Origin of the sequence: Gottfriedia sp. NPDC057948 (assembly GCF_042887255.1) — a bacterium.
Taxonomy (GTDB): domain Bacteria; phylum Bacillota; class Bacilli; order Bacillales; family Bacillaceae_G; genus Gottfriedia.
Genome location: NZ_JBHVPN010000007.1, coordinates 23,596 through 40,484, shown reverse-complemented (window position 1 = coordinate 40,484; position 16,889 = coordinate 23,596). Strand labels below are relative to the sequence as shown.

Below are 16,889 nucleotides of genomic sequence, written 5' to 3'. Positions count from 1 at the left end.
GTTTTTAGAAATTTTTAGAGGGAGTGAACATATGTTCAAATTTAACGAAGAAAAAGGACAGCTAAAATGTTCGTTCTGTGGGAAGTCACAGTCTCAGGTTAGAAAATTAGTTGCTGGACCTGGTGTATATATTTGTGACGAGTGTATTGAGCTTTGTACTGAAATTGTTCAAGAAGAGCTAGCAAAAGAAGAGGAAGTAGAGTTTAAAGACGTTCCGAAACCGAAAGAAATTTGCGAAATTCTTGATGAATACGTTATTGGACAGGATAATGCGAAAAAAGCGTTATCTGTTGCTGTATATAATCACTACAAACGTATTAATTCAAATAGCAAAATTGATGAGGTTGAGTTATCAAAAAGTAATATTGCAATGATTGGGCCAACTGGTAGTGGTAAAACATTATTAGCTCAAACTTTAGCACGAATTTTAAATGTACCATTTGCGATTGCAGATGCAACTTCATTAACTGAAGCTGGATATGTTGGGGAAGATGTTGAAAACATTCTTTTAAAATTAATCCAAGCAGCTGATTATGATGTAGAACGCGCTGAAAAAGGTATTATTTATATCGATGAAATTGATAAAGTTGCACGTAAGTCTGAAAACCCTTCAATTACACGTGATGTGTCAGGAGAAGGTGTTCAGCAAGCACTTTTAAAAATTCTTGAAGGAACAGTTGCAAGCGTACCTCCTCAAGGTGGTCGTAAGCATCCACATCAAGAATTCATTCAAATTGATACGACAAATATTTTATTTATTTGTGGTGGAGCATTTGATGGCATCGAACAAATTATCAAACGCCGTTTAGGTAAAAAGGTAATTGGTTTCAGTGGTGATTCTGAAAAGAGCGATTTAAGCTCAAAAGAAATCTTAAACCACGTATTACCAGAAGACTTATTACGCTTTGGTTTAATTCCGGAGTTCATCGGTCGTTTACCAGTTTTAGCTAATTTAGAGCAACTTGATGAAGCATCATTAGTTGAAATTTTAACTAAACCAAAAAATGCTTTAATTAAGCAATATCAAAAATTACTAGAGCTTGACCAAGTTGAACTTGAGTTTGAGGATAACGCATTAACTGAAATTGCTAAAAAAGCAATTGAGCGTAAAACTGGAGCTCGTGGACTACGTTCGATCATTGAAGGGATTATGTTAGATATTATGTTTGAATTACCTTCACGCGAGGATATTCAAAAATGTATTATCTCAGCAGAAACTGTTAAAACTGGTGCAGCTCCTAAGCTTGTACTAGAAGATGGAACAGAATTAGAGTTAAAGAAAAAAGCAAATAAATTAGCTTAAGTAAAGAACCAAATGCATTTGCATTTGGTTTTTATTTTTGTCTTTTTTAAGTGATTTTTCTAAAATCTTTCTTAAATGCATAGGAACTTTACTTGGTAAACCTTTTCTTTAATTTTTAAAATTTGGTTTATCCTTCCATTTAGAGGGCGATACTAAAATTAATTTCTACTTCAGTGGAGGGGTAAAGAATGAGTTTAACAACTATTATATTATTAGCTCAATTAGCATTAGGTACAATTGTTGCATTGTATTTTATTCATTTATTAAAAGGTCAACGAACAACTAAAGTTTCGATTGACAGGGAATCTAAAAAAGAAATGGAGCAGTTACGTAAATTAAAGTCAATCTCTTTAACTGTTCCGTTAGCAGAGAGAGTTAGACCAACAACTTTTGATGATATAGTTGGCCAAGAGGATGGAATAAAAGCGTTAAAAGCTTCACTGTGCAGTGCTAATCCTCAGCATGTAATCATTTATGGACCGCCTGGTGTCGGAAAAACGGCAGCGGCTAGACTGGTATTAGAAGAAGCGAAAAAGAGCCCGAATACACCTTTTAAACAAGATGCAGTATTTATAGAATTAGACGCAACAACTGCTCGATTTGATGAAAGAGGAATTGCGGATCCTTTAATCGGTTCAGTTCACGATCCAATCTATCAAGGTGCAGGTGCGATGGGGCAAGCAGGTGTTCCTCAACCTAAAAAAGGAGCAGTAACCGATGCGCATGGAGGGATTTTATTTATTGATGAAATTGGCGAGCTTCATCCAATTCAAATGAATAAAATGCTAAAGGTACTTGAAGACCGTAAAGTAAAATTTGAGAGTGCTTATTACCAAGAAGAAAATCCTTCTATACCAGCACATATTCATGAAATTTTTAAACATGGTTTACCAGCAGATTTCAGATTAGTTGGTGCAACAACAAGATCACCAGAAGATATACCACCGGCAATTCGTTCACGTTGTTTAGAAATATTTTTCAGAGAATTAGAACAGGATGAAATTCAAGCAGTAGCTAAACGATCTGCTGAAAAAATTGAATTAAGTCTATCAGAAAAAGCCTTAGAATTAGTAGGTACATATGCAAAAAATGGTCGTGAGGCGATTAACTTAATTCAGTTAGCTGGCGGAATGGTTTTAACTTCTGGACGAAAAGAATTAGTAGAAGATGATATTGGATGGGTTGTTTCTGTAAGTCGATTATCACCAAGACTTGTTAACAAAATTCCTGAAGCTCCAACAGTAGGATTGGTGAACGGTTTAGCTGTTTATGGAGCAAATATTGGTGCGTTACTACCGATTGAAGTTATTGCAATGAAAGCAAAAGAAATCGGTAAAGGTTCAATTACAATTACTGGAATTGTTGAGGAAGAAAGCTTAGGTAATCAAGCTAAATCCATTCGAAGAAAAAGTATGGCAAAAGGCTCTTTAGAAAATGTTACGACAATCTTACGAAAAATTGGTGTACCAATCGATGACTTTACGATTCACATTAATTTTCCAAGTGGCGCATTAATTGATGGACCATCTGCAGGGATTGCCATGGTAGTTGGTATTTTTTCAGCGGTTAATAATGTTCCAGTATTAAATACAATCGCATTGACTGGCGAAATGAGCATTCAAGGTGATGTAAAACCAGTTGGCGGTGTTCCAGAAAAAGTAAAGGCAGCTGTTAAAGCAGGAGCAACTAAAATTATTGTTCCGAAAGAGAACGATCAAGCTAGATTACATCAATATAAAGATGTAGAAATATTAGCAGTAGATCGCATAGAAAAAGTTCTCCATGAAGTCTTTAAAGATAATTGGAAATTTGAACTACCAGCTGAAACAAAAACTGATTTCCAGCAATTAACACTGTTTGAAGAGAATCAATCGCAATCTATGTAGATAAAAATAAGTGTTCGAATCATTTCATTTTGAATAAATAAAGAATACAAATTATTTTTGCATTCTATTTTTCAATGAAGTGATCGAACACTTTTTATTTTGTAGAAATCCATTCTTTATGATTTAATCTTATTACGAGGTTTACTTCGTATCAATAGTCAAAAATAAGATAATAGCTAAACAGTTGTTGATTGATTATGTAGCTTCTTTATTTTCTTTTAATGCATTTCATTGTAAATGATATATATGTTAAGGTAAAATAACTAAATAGAATGAAAAACATGGAGGTGTAACGTAATGAATGTTACAAAAGAAAAAGTTGTACCCCTCCTACCTTTAAGAGGAATTAGTGTATTTCCTGCCACTATTGCACATCTAGATGTAGGAAGAACGAAATCGATAAAAGCTATACAAGAAGCTGATGAGTTAGATCATTTAATTTTTGTTGTTACTCAAATAGATGCAGATACTGAAAATCCAAAGATAGACGAATTGTACCAATTTGGAACTTTAGCTAAATTAACACAAAAAATTACACTTCCAAACGGCACTGTTCGTATTACTGTTGAAGGATTACACAGAGGAAAAATCAAATCAATTATTGATCAAAATGATTTCTTAACTGCAAAGGTAGAAGAATATCCAGATGTAGAAGATGAATCTAAAGAGCTTCGTGCTTTAATGAGAACTTTATTGCAGCATTTTAAACAATACAGTAAATTATCAAAGCGAATTTTGCCAGAGACAATTGCTTCAATTGTTAAGCAAGACCGCCCAGGTAAACTTGCAGATGCAATGATCGATTCAATTCCATTAAGGGAAGAAGAAAAACAAAAAATATTAGCAACAATTGATGTTACTGAACGAATACATATTATCTTAAATTTCCTTCAAGATGAAAAAGAATTACTTAAGCTTGAGGAAAAGATTGGCCTACAAGTTAAGAAAAATATTGATAAAACTCAAAAAGAATATTTCTTAAGAGAGCAATTAAAGGTAATTCAACGCGAACTAGGTGATCGTGAAGGTAAAACTGAAGAAGTTGATAAGTTTTTAACAAAAATCGAAGAGGCAAATATGCCTGAAGAAACAAAGGAAGTAGTACTAAAAGAGTTAGCTAGATATGAGAAACTACCTCCTAATGCCGCAGAAGCAGGTGTAGTTCGTACATATTTAGATTGGATGGTAGCTCTACCATGGTCTAAGCAAACAGAAGACACATTGGATATACATCGTTCTGAAAAGATACTGAATAATGAACATGAAGGTCTTGAAAAAGTAAAAGAGAGAATATTAGAATATCTAGCTGTTCAACAACTTACGAATTCACTTCGTGGTCCAATTTTATGTTTAGCTGGTCCTCCTGGAGTTGGTAAAACATCTTTAGCGAAATCAATCGCAAACGCTTTGTCTAGAAACTTTGTACGCGTTTCTCTAGGTGGCGTAAGAGATGAATCAGAAATAAGAGGACATAGAAGAACATACATCGGGGCTATGCCAGGTCGAATTATCCAAGGTATGAAGAAAGCAGGAACAAATAACCCTGTATTTCTACTTGATGAAATTGATAAAATGTCGAGCGATTTTAGAGGGGATCCAGCATCAGCAATGTTAGAGGTTTTGGACCCTGAACAAAATCATACATTTAGTGATCATTACATCGAAGAGCCATTTGATTTATCTCAAGTTTTATTTGTCGCTACTGCAAATGATTTATCAACTATTCCTGGTCCATTACGTGATCGAATGGAGATTATTACTTTATCTGGCTATACTGAACTTGAAAAAGTTAATATAGCTAAAAAGCATTTATTCCCTAAAAAATTAGCGGAGCATGGCTTAAATAAATCTACTGTACAAATTCGTGAGAGTGCACTTTCTGCAATTATTCGTCATTATACACGTGAAGCAGGAGTAAGATCATTAGAGCGAGTTCTAGCGACACTATGTAGAAAAGCTGCAAAGTTGATTGTTTCAAACGAAAGACAAAAAATAATATTTACCGATAAAAATATTGAAGAATTTTTAGGTAAGAAAACATTCTCTTATGGTCAAATGGAAAGTGAAGACCAAATTGGTGTAGCTACAGGTTTAGCGTATACTGCATTTGGTGGAGACACACTTTCTATTGAAGTATCACTATATCCTGGAAAGGGTAAGCTAACTTTAACTGGTAAGCTAGGGGATGTAATGAAGGAGTCAGCACAGGCTGCGTTTAGCTATATTCGCTCAAAAGCAGAAGAGCTGAATATTGACCAAAATTTCCACGAGAAATATGATATTCATATTCATGTTCCAGAAGGTGCGGTTCCAAAAGATGGCCCTTCAGCAGGTATAACGATGGCAACAGCATTGATTTCGGCATTAACAAATAAACCAATCCGTAAAGAGGTTGGAATGACTGGTGAAATCACTTTACGTGGTCGCGTATTACCAATTGGAGGATTAAAAGAAAAAATGCTTAGTGCGCATCGTGCAGGTTTAACGACTGTTATCATACCTAAAGAAAACGAAAAAGATTTAGAAGATGTACCACCAATGGTGAAAGAAGGTTTAACTGTTATACCTGTTTCCCATTTAGATGAAGTGCTTGCGCATGCAATAGTAGGAGTGAAAAAATGAAAGTAACAACAGCGGATATTGTCATTAGTGCAGTCCGACCAAATCAATATCCAGATACACAATTTCCTGAAATCGCTTTGGCAGGTCGTTCAAATGTTGGGAAATCTTCATTTATAAATAAAATGTTAAATCGTAAAGCATTAGCCCGAACATCATCAAAACCTGGAAAAACGCAAACATTAAATTTCTTTCTAATTAATGAACAGCTTTTCTATGTTGACGTGCCAGGTTATGGTTATGCTAAAGTTTCCAAAAAAGAACGAGAAGCATGGGGTAAAATGATCGAAACATATATTACATCTCGTGAGCAATTAAGAGCTGTTATTTTATTAGTTGATCTACGTCATTCACCTACAGAAGATGATGTAATGATGTATGATTTCTTAAAGCATTACCAAATCCCAGTCATTATAGTAGCAACAAAAGCAGATAAAATCCCTAAAGGAAAATGGGATAAACATGCAAAAGTAGTTCGTGAAAAGTTACAGATTGAAGAAGGGGATGAATTAATTTTATTCTCATCTGAAACTGGTATGGGTAAAGAAAAAGCATGGTCAGTAATTGATCGTATGTGTAAATAAAAAATGCTGGTGGCTAAAAGCCACCAGCATTTTTTTGTTCAGGTTTCGTCAACGAAAAGCGAGCCCCCTGTTTTATTTTATTTATAACGCTTTTTTAGTTATCTTTTTTAATAAACTTTCTTCGCAATAAATATACAAACGATCAGTAGAATTCAATTTACATTCTCTTAGTTTTGGAACATTTAACTGCTCATTGATTGCTAACAAAGTTGCTCCTTTTTCAAATAATTGTAGAAAGGCATCTTCATAAGTTTTCCATTCTTTATTAGGCTCTATTACATGTATATTACTTCCATCAAACTTTGTATTTAAAAAGTGTCTAAATATCGTTGAAGTTCCAGGGTGTAAAGTTGTTTTAGCGATTAGACGTGAAACAGATTCATATGATAATACAAAATCATCGACATTTACATGCTTGAAATTAACGATATGGCTTTCTTTCGATATTTCGACAATTGTATGGATAGGCATTTTTTTCATAGTTGATAGTGATTCGACTGCAGAAGCGATTAATAGCGTTTTTCCATCTTTTAAAACACTATCTTCTATTGTAGAATCTGCAAATATACATACCCGTTTTGCCCCAAATATATTTGCATTTAGTAAGGTGTTTTCGATTGAAGGGTCTCCTTGAATAAAATGAACTTGTGGATGCTCGTAAGGTGATGTTTCTAGATTTTCTATTAATACAATCTTTGCATTCGGTGAAGAATCGAATAGTTCCTCAATAGCATCTCTTGTTTTTTTAGACCAACCAATATAAATAAAGTGATCATGATCCTTATACACAATTCTTCCCTCCAGCTTTAAACGATGATATTTAGAAAAGGAATCAACAGTTTTAGATACTAGTAAGCCTATAATACCGACCCCAAAAATAAATAAAAACATGCCTAAACATTTTCCTGCAACAGTTTTTGGAAAGAAATCTCCGTAGCCTACTGTCGTCAGAGTAGTCATTGTCCACCACAAACCATCAAATAAAGTTGGAAAGGTTTGTGGCTCTAAAATATGTATAGTTATTGAACCAAAAGAAACAATTAGAATAGATAGAATTAATATTGATACATAATTAAATGATACAAATTTTTTCCATAGCGCAAGGAAGTATAACAAAGATGTTCCTCCTTTTAAAACTGCTAGTTATGTATAAAAAAGTATGTTTATTTTTTAGAAAATAGAAGATATAAACCGATAACAGCAATCAATATTGGCCAATAGTTCTGGAAATAAGAGACCTGTGATTGGAGCGAACTAAGCATTGTTGCAAGCTTTTCATTAAAAAGGAAAAATAAAGACATAATAAATAATAGCAATCCGGGTAATAACTCACCTTTTCCATTTCGAGATTGTAGTAACATTCCGATTGAAATGATGAGTGTAAGAACGGACCAATGGTGTGGCCAATTTTGAAAATGTTCGATGGCATAAAAATGAATTCCAAATCCAAGAACGACAATACCCGGGAATACATAATGGATTTCTCTACCTTTAAAGGCTTGAACGAGAAGTGCAATACCAGTTATCCAGATCGGAGTCGTCCAATATGTAAAAATCTGTAAAGCTGGGACTTGCCATTTTGAAATAAGATAATAAATGCCAAAGCCAATTAATAAGATTCCAATAAATAATCGATTTTTTTTCATAGCAACTCCTGTTTAACATTATTTGTAATCACTTTTATTTTAAAATTATTGTATAATAAAATTTGTGTACATTTAAAAGTATAAATCGGATTAAAAATTCTACAAAATATTACATTTATGATAGCATATTGATGTAGAACATGGATATGATATTTTGCTAAGCAAAGATAGATATAAAACACAAGTTTGTACAAAGTTTTTTAGGGGGGCTTTAGGGCATGCACATCATTACAATAGGGATTAATTATAAAACTGCCCCAGTTGAAGTGCGAGAAAGGGTAGCGTTTGCTCCAAATGAACTACAGGACGCAATGAACTCATTAAAAAAAGAAAAAAGCATTTTAGAAAACATTATTGTTTCTACTTGTAATCGTACGGAGATTTATGCAGTTGTCGATCAAGTTCATACTGGTCAATATTATATGAAACGCTTTTTATTACAACGTTTTGACTTAAAAGACGAGGAATTATCACCATATCTAATCATTAAAACTGGAAATGATGCAATCAACCATTTATTCACTGTAGCAAGTGGTTTAGATTCAATGGTAATTGGTGAGACTCAGATTCTTGGACAAGTAAAAGATAGTTATTTACTTGCTCAAGAGAATCATGTAATTGGTACGATTTTTAATCAATTATTTAAGCAAGCAATTACATTTGCAAAAAAAGTTCACTCAGAAACTGGAATCGGTGAAAATGCTGTATCTGTAAGTTATGCTGCTGTAGAGCTATCAAAAAAGATTTTTAGCAATTTAAAAGGCTGCAATGTACTGATTGTTGGAGCAGGAAAAATGAGTAACTTAGCTTTACAAAACTTGTATTCTCAAGGTGTAGGTAAGGTTACTGTTATTAACAGAACTGTTGAAAATGCTGTTAGACTTGCAGACCAATTCAATGGAATCGGAAAAGGATTAGAATCACTTGAAAATGCTTTAAAAGAAGCAGATATCGTTATCAGTTCAACTGGATCAAAAGAATACGTGATTACGGAAAAAATGATTCGTCGAATTGAAAAATCAAGAAAAGGTAACCCACTATTCTTAGTTGATATCGCTGTTCCAAGAGATATTGAACCATCAATTCATCATATTGATAGTGCATTCTTGTATGATATTGATGATCTTCAAGGGATTGTTGCTGAGAATTTAGCAGAACGTGAACGTGAGGCGGTAAAAATTAAAAAGGCAATCACTGAAGAAATTGATATTTTTCAATCTTGGTTATCAATGCTAGGTGTGGTTCCAGTAATCTCTGCATTACGTGAAAAAGCGTTAGATATTCAAGCAGATACAATGAGTAGTCTAGAAAGAAAACTTCCCCATTTATCTGAAAGAGATTTAAAAATTATCCAAAAGCACACAAAAAGTATCGTAAATCAAATTTTACGAGATCCAATTATGAAAGCAAAAGAAATGGGTACATCTAAACACTCAGAAGCACAAATTGCCCTTTTTAAAGAAATATTTAGTCTAGATGAAATTTTACAAGAATCTAAAGATGAAAAACACATGCAAACTAATCAAGAAAAAGAGACTATTTCTTTAAAACAAAACTTAGGTTTTTTATGAGGTTTAATTAGTGGCGATTTTGGAAAGTAGTTTTATCTATCACTTATTAATCTTATTGTTTGCATGGAGTATCGTTTTTTCTTTTATAGATTTTATAGATACAAATAGGATGGCAAGTCGGGTAGCATTTTATTTGCTAGCAATTGTTTGGGTGTTTTCTTCTGTTTTAATGATTTACACCATTAGCCAATACAGTTTATATTCCTTTTTTACTTCCAGAGAAGGGCTATATATTTATGTATGGATTATAATATCACTATCATTGTTTATTAATTGGGTAGTGAAACTAGAGTATTTAGTTTTCTTTACAAATGTTGTTTCATTTTTAGTATTTTCATTATCAATTTTAATTCCGAAGGCGGGTAAAACAGCTACATTAGTTGATCAGTTGAAATCGGAGTTATTATATATCCATATTGGACTTGCTTTCTTAGCATACGGTGCATTTACCCTGTCCTTTATTTTTTCGGTTATGTACATTTTTCAATATGTTTTATTAAAAAAGAAGAAATGGTCTACTCATTTAAAGAAATTGGGGAGTTTAGGTAAGTTGGAAAAAATGTTTATCACATTTAACTTATTTGGAGTTCCATTAATGCTAACTTCCATTATTTTAGGTGTTATCTGGGCAAGTATTCGATTACACACATTTGTTTGGTATGATATGAAAGTAATCGGCTCATTTTTCGTTTTAATCATGTATAGTACATTTATGTATTTAAAGGTAAGCAACCGTTTCTATGGCAAATCTCTTTGCATATTTAACATCTGTTGCTTCTTAGTTTTGTTCGGAAATTATGTTGTTTCAAATCTATATTCAAAGTTTCATTTATGGAGTACGTAAGGAGATGTAACAATGCGTAAAATTATTGTTGGTACAAGAAGAAGTAAACTAGCATTAACACAAACTAAATGGTTTGTAGAGAAACTAAAAGAAGTAGCACCCGATTATGAATTTGAGTTAAAGGAAATCGTTACAAAAGGTGATGTAATACTTGATGTAACCCTTTCAAAGGTTGGAGGAAAAGGTTTATTCGTTAAAGAAATTGAACATGCAATGCTAACGAGTGAAATTGATTTAGCTGTACATAGTATGAAGGATATGCCTGCTATTTTACCAGAAGGTTTAATGATTGGATGTACTCCAAAACGCGTTGATCCTAGAGATGCCCTACTATCAAATAGTGGAAAAGGATTAATGGAACTTGAAGAAGGCTCAATTGTCGGTACTAGTAGTTTAAGAAGAAGTGCTCAAATTAAAGCAGTTCGTCCAGATCTACAAATCAAATGGATTCGTGGAAATATCGATACACGTATTCAAAAGCTAAAGGATAATGAATACGATGCGATTATTCTTGCAGCAGCTGGTTTAACAAGAATGGGTTGGGCTGAAGAAAGTATAACTGAATACATTGACGAAACAATCTGTGTACCAGCAGTAGGTCAAGGTTCACTGGCTATCGAATGTCGTGAAAATGATACAGAAATCCGTGAATTACTAAATAGACTGAATGATGAATTAACATATACAACAGTACAAGCTGAACGTGTATTTCTTCATAAAATGGAAGGTGGTTGCCAAGTTCCTATTGCTGGATTTGCAACGATCGATGACAAAGATGAAATCTCGTTAACTGCATTAGTAGCTAAACCAGATGGAACAATCATCTTAAAAGAAACTGTTAAAGGTACTGATCCAACTGAAATTGGAGAAAACGCTGCAAATCTATTAATTGAACGTGGAGCAAAGGATATTATTGATTCTGTAAAAGAGGCAGCGGATGAATAATTCCTTAAATGGAATGAAAATATTAGTGACAAGGGCAGAGCAACAAGCTGATGAATTCAATCAATTAATTCATCAGTTTGGTGGATGTCCTATTAATCTTCCACTTCAAAAAATAGTTAAAAGTGATATTTCAATTAATGAATTGGAAAAATTAGTTCTTGATACAGAATGGATTTTATTCACAAGTGTTAATTCAGTAAATTACTTTGTGCAAAATATTACAAAGGATCTAAAACAAAAAATTCTTCAAAAAAAAATTGGTGCTGTCGGAGAAAAAACAAAGTACCGATTAGTTTATGAAGGATTTGAAGTAGCTTTCCTTCCAAGTCAATTTACTGGTAAAACATTTGCTTCTGAGTTAAGTTACATAGTAGAAAAAGGAACAAAATTTTTATTTTTACGTGGTTCTTTAGCGAGTGATAACGTACCAAAAATACTAGGAGAAAATGGTCATATAGTTAACTCATTAACTGTTTATGAGACCATAGCAAATCTTGGTGTTAAAAATGAACTGTTAAATCTATTACTAAATAAAAAACTAGATGTGATTACATTTTTGAATCCATTTAGTGTAGAACAGTTTTGTTTTTTGATTGGAAATGCAATTAGTATGGAAGATTTAAAAAACATTCAAATTGCTTGTATTGGTGAAGTAACGGCACAAAAAGCTAGAGAAAAAGGTTTGAATAATATTATTGTTCCTAGTAAATTTACAACAGAGGCCTTAATTAAAAAAATAGTGGATGATCTTGATTAATCAGATCGTCTTTAAAAGAAGGAGAAAAAAATGACTTATTCTATTCCGTTTGATCGTCACCGTCGTTTAAGAAGTACACAAGCATTACGCTCTATGGTTAGAGAGACTCATTTACATAAAGAAGATTTTATTTATCCTCTTTTTGTTGTTGAAGGACAAGGGGTAAAAAATCCTATTAGTTCAATGCCAGGTGTATTTCAATTTTCTTTAGATGAATTAAAAAAAGAAATGGATGAAATTGTATCATTAGGCATAAAATCTGTCATATTCTTTGGTATTCCTGATGTAAAAGACGCAGTAGGTTCTGAAGCGTACTGTGCAACTGGAATTGTTCAACGTGCGATTTCACAAACGAAAGAACAATATCCTGAAATGATTGTTATTGCAGATACATGTTTATGTGAGTATACAGATCATGGACATTGTGGAGTTTTAGAAGATGGGTATGTTAATAATGATGAATCGTTAATACTATTAGCAAAAACAGCAGTAAGTCAAGCACAGGCTGGCGCAGATATTATTGCTCCTTCAAATATGATGGATGGATTCGTAGCAACAATTCGCCATGCTTTAGATGAAGCTGGATTTGATAATATTCCAATTATGTCTTATGCAGTAAAATATGCTTCAGCATTTTATGGACCATTCCGTGAGGCAGCTCAAAGTGCTCCAGGACAAGGTGATCGTAAGGCTTATCAAATGGACCCTGCCAATCGTTTAGAAGCGTTCCGTGAAGCAGAATCAGATACAGTTGAAGGTGCAGATTTCTTAATCATTAAACCAGCTCTTTCATACTTAGATATCATTCGTGATATCAGAAATAACTATCACCAACCAATCGTAGCTTATAATGTTAGTGGAGAATATGCAATGGTTAAAGCAGCTGCATTGAATGGTTGGATTGAAGAAGAAAAAGTTGTAATGGAAAAATTAATTAGTATGAAACGTGCTGGTGCAGATATGATTATGACTTATCATGCTAAAGATGCTTGCAGATGGTTATCAGAAGGGAAGTAATTATAAATGAGATCATATAACAAGTCAATTGAAGCTTTTGAAGAGGCAAAACAAGTGCTTCCTGGTGGAGTAAATAGTCCGGTACGTGCATTTAAAAGTGTTAATATGTCACCAATTTTTATGAGTCATGGAAAAGGTTCTAAAATATATGACATAGATGGTAATGAGTATATTGATTATGTTTTATCTTGGGGACCTCTAATTTTAGGTCACTCAAATGAGCGTGTAGTTGAAGGCTTAAAGCGAACAGCAGAAACTGGAACTAGCTTTGGAGCACCAACATTAAAAGAGACAGAATTAGCTAAACTTGTGATCGAAAGAGTGCCTTCGATTGAAGTTGTTCGAATGGTTAACTCAGGAACAGAAGCGACAATGAGTGCTTTACGTCTTGCTCGCGGATTTACTGGTCGAAACAAAATCTTAAAATTTGAAGGATGCTACCACGGACATGGTGATTCCTTATTAATTAAAGCAGGATCTGGTGTAGCTACACTTGGATTACCAGATAGCCCTGGTGTACCTGAAGGTGTTGCAGCAAATACAATCACTGTTCCTTATAATGATTTAGAAAGTATAAGATATGCTTTTGAACAATTTGGAGATGACCTAGCAGCGGTTATTGTTGAGCCGGTTGCAGGTAATATGGGTGTTGTTCCACCAGTTGAAGGTTTCTTAGAAGGCTTAAGAGAAATTACGACTCAATATGGTACATTATTGATTTTTGATGAAGTTATGACTGGCTTCCGTGTAGGATATAATTGTGCTCAAGGTCATTTTGGTGTAACGCCTGATATCACTTGCTTAGGAAAAGTGATCGGTGGAGGTTTACCAGTAGGTGCCTATGGTGGTAAAGCTGAAATCATGAATCAAATTGCTCCAAGTGGCCCAATTTATCAAGCTGGAACTCTTTCAGGAAATCCTTTAGCGATGACGGCTGGTTACGAAACATTAAGTCAGCTATCGAAAGAAGATTATGTAGAATTTAACCGTAAAGCTGATTTGCTAGAAGCTGGTTATAAAGCTGCAGCTGAAAAATACAATATTCCACATTGTATTAATCGTGCAGGTTCAATGGTTGGATTCTTCTTCACAAACGAAAAAGTTGAAAATTACGAAGCAGCAAAAACATCTAATTTAGAAATGTTTGCTAAATACTATCAACTAATGGCTGAACAAGGTGTCTTCTTACCACCATCACAATTTGAAGGTTTATTCCTATCAACTTCACATACAGACGAAGATATTCAAAAAACGATTGCAGCTGCTGAATACGCATTTTCGCAATTAGTTTAATTTAAGGTGGTGTCCTATTTTAGGGCACCTTTTTTTGTTATAGCAAAAAGAGTTGGTAAAGCTTCAGTAGAACGACTGTATAAAAAAATAGAGAAGTTCAAGCTACAAATAGATAGAGAGGAGAATTGCAAATAAGATGCCGATCTATGTAAAAATAGATGAGGAAAATCTACAAAAAAAGTAAACTGCAAATAAAATCAGGAGATCGCAAATTTTATTAGCAAACCTGCAATAAAAATCCAAAGAATTGCAATTAACATGTAAAATTACCCATACCGATTAATATTGACCTAAAAAACTATACTAAAGTAGATAATATGTTAGGCGAATGAAAAACATTCTATAGTTCCTCATCTACTAATTAGTAAAAAAATTTCAATGACATAGTTGCTCATTTTTCTCTCCAGTTTTTTCTGATACTATTCGTCCAGTGCTTCTTAAATACCACTTTTGATTTTTCTTTTTCCTACTCCCTTATCACTGTTTTTCTTGAATCCAGCGATTATTAAACCTTTCTTAATATAAAATAACAATCTTTTCTTCATAAATTTTTCGTTTCTTTCATAAAAATGTAATGTCATAGACCAAATTGGACGATGAGAGGAGGACATTAACGTGTCTTCAGAAAATCAAACAAATATTCGCTTTTCATTGAAAGAAACTGTCTGGTTCCAAAAAGGACAGGAAGTTAAAGAGGTAAGGTCACTCTCGTTAAATCCAGACATTACTATACAGCAATTTGAAGAATATGTTCAAGTGAAGGGTGTCTTAACCTTAGAAGGTAATTACACACCTGATTTATCAAATCAAGGTGATTATTACTCATTAAGAGAATTAGCACCTTCAAGAATGATTGAAAATGTAATCGCTCTTGAAGATGGAAGTTGTGAAATGAATCATCAGTTCCCTGTAGATATTTCAATACCATTAACTAGGATTACTGATCTTGAAAATCTATGTGTTTCTGTAGAGACATTTGATTTTCAAATAGCTGAAAAAGGTAGTATTCAAATTGCTGCTGATTTATGTATTTCTGGTTTACATGACCATAATAGAGCAGTAGAAACTTATCAAGAACAAAGAGGGTATGAGCAATATAATAGCTACGCATACGAAAACGAATATCGCTCAAGTAATGAAGGAAATGAAGGATATGTGTATCAGGAAGATAGAGAACAAGAAGAACAATTCCAGTTCTTTCATCAACCTACTTCAGAACAGGAAACAAGTGAACAAGATAATCTTTACGGCAGTGATTGGATTCAATCCCTTGAAGAGAATGATGAGCAAGAAGAACAAGACACATATCCTGGGCAGCCTACTTACTTAGAGGTTTTTCAGCCTGAAGAAGTAGTTGAAGATCGAGTCGAAGCAGTTGAAAATGAAGTGGAACATTATTATGAGTTAGAAGAAAGCAATGAACAAAGTTATGAAGAGGAACAACAAGTAGAAGAACAATCTAATGTTGAAATTATGGCCCAGTCAGAGCAGTCAGAACAGTTAGAAGAACAATCAGAGGCCCAAGAGGAAGAAGAATATGAAGAAGTATTTAGAGGCTTTAATATATCAGCTGAAGCAATAGAGCCGCAAGCGATGGAACCACAAGCGATGGAACCACAAGCAATAGAACCACAAGCAGTGGATCCAACACCGAGCTTCTTAATGAATAATAATGATGCAGAAGCTAGTCAAAGTGAAAGTGATGCACAGGTATCTAACGATGTAAATAATACGTATAATGAGCGACCTAGTTTCTTGAATAATGATTTTAATGTACACAGCTATTTAAACAATTCTTTAAATAGTAGACCTAGCTTCTTAGATAATGATTTTAGTAATTTGCAAAATGCTAATAATGAAAACAATGCTCAAAAAGAAATAGAAAAATATGAAGAACTATATAATCGAACTTTAGAGCAAAACTATCAACCTTATGTTAACCAACAATATCAGCAAGCACCATTTCCATATAATCAAAATCAGGAACAATTCTATCAAAATCCCTTCCCTCAAGTAAATCAAGAAAATAATTTTGAGAATCCAAATGATGTTCGTCAAACACCACCATATTATGCGGATTATTATCAAGCTCAAGTGGAGCAGCAAGAAGCACCACCACCTGAATTACCAAAAGTAGAAATAAAAGCTGATCCAGTTGGTAAAAAGGAAGTAAAAGAAGAAGTAAGTGAAGCAAGAAGTGTTAAAAGTGACAATCTACTATCAAGTTTGTTTACTGGCGAAGGAAGAGAAGATTCTTATACTAAATTAAAATTATATTTAGCTCAAAATGGAGATACAATTGAATCTGTAGCTAAAAAATATAACCTACAAACTCAGCAGTTGAATCGGGTTAATAACTTGAATGATGAATTTTTATCGGAAGGGCAAATCATTTATATTCCTGTAACTGCTATAAAACAATAA

General features: G+C 33.5%; 13 protein-coding genes. 11 read left to right on the top strand and 2 right to left on the bottom strand.

The features are described 5' to 3' along the window. Nucleotides 1-31: 31 nt before the first annotated feature. The 4 genes from clpX to yihA all read left to right on the top strand — a co-directional run bounded on the left by clpX (nucleotide 32) and on the right by yihA (nucleotide 6,392). On the top strand, nucleotides 32-1,303 hold the full coding sequence (gene clpX, locus ACFVRR_RS12795) for an ATP-dependent protease ATP-binding subunit ClpX (RefSeq protein WP_098860190.1): 1,272 nt from the start codon (nucleotides 32-34) through the stop codon (nucleotides 1,301-1,303). Nucleotides 1,304-1,491: 188 nt separating this feature from the next. Beyond that, complete coding sequence (lonB, locus tag ACFVRR_RS12790; RefSeq protein WP_387328914.1) at nucleotides 1,492-3,189, top strand: ATP-dependent protease LonB; 1,698 nt, start codon at nucleotides 1,492-1,494, stop codon at nucleotides 3,187-3,189. Nucleotides 3,190-3,486: 297 nt separating this feature from the next. Then, nucleotides 3,487-5,811, top strand: coding sequence for an endopeptidase La (gene lon, locus ACFVRR_RS12785; RefSeq protein ID WP_387328911.1), 2,325 nt, complete (start codon nucleotides 3,487-3,489; stop codon nucleotides 5,809-5,811). Further along, on the top strand, nucleotides 5,808-6,392 hold the full coding sequence (yihA, locus tag ACFVRR_RS12780) for a ribosome biogenesis GTP-binding protein YihA/YsxC (protein ID WP_387328908.1): 585 nt from the start codon (nucleotides 5,808-5,810) through the stop codon (nucleotides 6,390-6,392). Before lon ends, yihA begins: the two co-directional genes overlap by 4 nt. 81 nt (nucleotides 6,393-6,473) lie before the next feature. Here the strand turns inward: yihA and ACFVRR_RS12775 are convergent, their stop codons facing one another. Both ACFVRR_RS12775 and ACFVRR_RS12770 read right to left on the bottom strand, forming a co-directional pair. Then, entirely contained in the window at nucleotides 6,474-7,508 is a 1,035-nt protein-coding gene (locus ACFVRR_RS12775) for an ion channel (RefSeq protein WP_387328905.1), read from the bottom strand. 47 nt (nucleotides 7,509-7,555) lie between these two features. Then, entirely contained in the window at nucleotides 7,556-8,038 is a 483-nt protein-coding gene (locus ACFVRR_RS12770) for a hypothetical protein (protein ID WP_387328902.1), read from the bottom strand. Between the two features lie 218 nt (nucleotides 8,039-8,256). Here ACFVRR_RS12770 and hemA point away from each other — a divergent pair, with 218 nt between their 5' ends. The 7 genes from hemA to ACFVRR_RS12735 all read left to right on the top strand — a co-directional run bounded on the left by hemA (nucleotide 8,257) and on the right by ACFVRR_RS12735 (nucleotide 16,889). Then, the gene (gene hemA / locus ACFVRR_RS12765; protein WP_097978413.1) at nucleotides 8,257-9,609 is read left to right on the top strand and encodes a glutamyl-tRNA reductase; all 1,353 of its coding nucleotides are present in this window, start codon (nucleotides 8,257-8,259) and stop codon (nucleotides 9,607-9,609) included. A gap of 10 nt (nucleotides 9,610-9,619) precedes the next feature. Further along, nucleotides 9,620-10,453 (top strand): cytochrome c biogenesis protein CcsA, encoded by an 834-nt coding sequence (gene ccsA, locus ACFVRR_RS12760; RefSeq protein WP_387328898.1) that lies wholly within the window; start codon nucleotides 9,620-9,622, stop codon nucleotides 10,451-10,453. Between the two features lie 12 nt (nucleotides 10,454-10,465). Further along, nucleotides 10,466-11,398, top strand: a complete 933-nt coding sequence (gene hemC, locus ACFVRR_RS12755; protein WP_387328895.1) for a hydroxymethylbilane synthase — start codon at nucleotides 10,466-10,468, stop codon at nucleotides 11,396-11,398. Beyond that, nucleotides 11,391-12,155, top strand: coding sequence for a uroporphyrinogen-III synthase (locus tag ACFVRR_RS12750; RefSeq protein ID WP_387328892.1), 765 nt, complete (start codon nucleotides 11,391-11,393; stop codon nucleotides 12,153-12,155). Before hemC ends, ACFVRR_RS12750 begins: the two co-directional genes overlap by 8 nt. A 30-nt stretch (nucleotides 12,156-12,185) precedes the next feature. Then, on the top strand, nucleotides 12,186-13,172 hold the full coding sequence (hemB, locus tag ACFVRR_RS12745) for a porphobilinogen synthase (protein WP_097978417.1): 987 nt from the start codon (nucleotides 12,186-12,188) through the stop codon (nucleotides 13,170-13,172). Nucleotides 13,173-13,178: 6 nt separating this feature from the next. Further along, a complete protein-coding gene (gene hemL / locus ACFVRR_RS12740; protein WP_387328889.1) occupies nucleotides 13,179-14,465 on the top strand; it encodes a glutamate-1-semialdehyde 2,1-aminomutase in 1,287 nt (428 codons plus the stop codon). Between the two features lie 615 nt (nucleotides 14,466-15,080). Continuing rightward, entirely contained in the window at nucleotides 15,081-16,889 is a 1,809-nt protein-coding gene (locus ACFVRR_RS12735; RefSeq protein ID WP_387328886.1) for a LysM peptidoglycan-binding domain-containing protein, read from the top strand.

Coding starts and splice junctions, on each gene's coding strand:
- clpX (WP_098860190.1), top strand. CDS start 32: ATGTTCAAATTTAACGAAGAAAAAGGACAGCTAAAATGTTCGTTCTGT.
- lonB (WP_387328914.1), top strand. CDS start 1,492: ATGAGTTTAACAACTATTATATTATTAGCTCAATTAGCATTAGGTACA.
- lon (WP_387328911.1), top strand. CDS start 3,487: ATGAATGTTACAAAAGAAAAAGTTGTACCCCTCCTACCTTTAAGAGGA.
- yihA (WP_387328908.1), top strand. CDS start 5,808: ATGAAAGTAACAACAGCGGATATTGTCATTAGTGCAGTCCGACCAAAT.
- ACFVRR_RS12770 (WP_387328902.1), bottom strand. CDS start 8,038: ATGAAAAAAAATCGATTATTTATTGGAATCTTATTAATTGGCTTTGGC.
- hemA (WP_097978413.1), top strand. CDS start 8,257: ATGCACATCATTACAATAGGGATTAATTATAAAACTGCCCCAGTTGAA.
- hemC (WP_387328895.1), top strand. CDS start 10,466: ATGCGTAAAATTATTGTTGGTACAAGAAGAAGTAAACTAGCATTAACA.
- ACFVRR_RS12750 (WP_387328892.1), top strand. CDS start 11,391: ATGAATAATTCCTTAAATGGAATGAAAATATTAGTGACAAGGGCAGAG.
- hemB (WP_097978417.1), top strand. CDS start 12,186: ATGACTTATTCTATTCCGTTTGATCGTCACCGTCGTTTAAGAAGTACA.
- hemL (WP_387328889.1), top strand. CDS start 13,179: ATGAGATCATATAACAAGTCAATTGAAGCTTTTGAAGAGGCAAAACAA.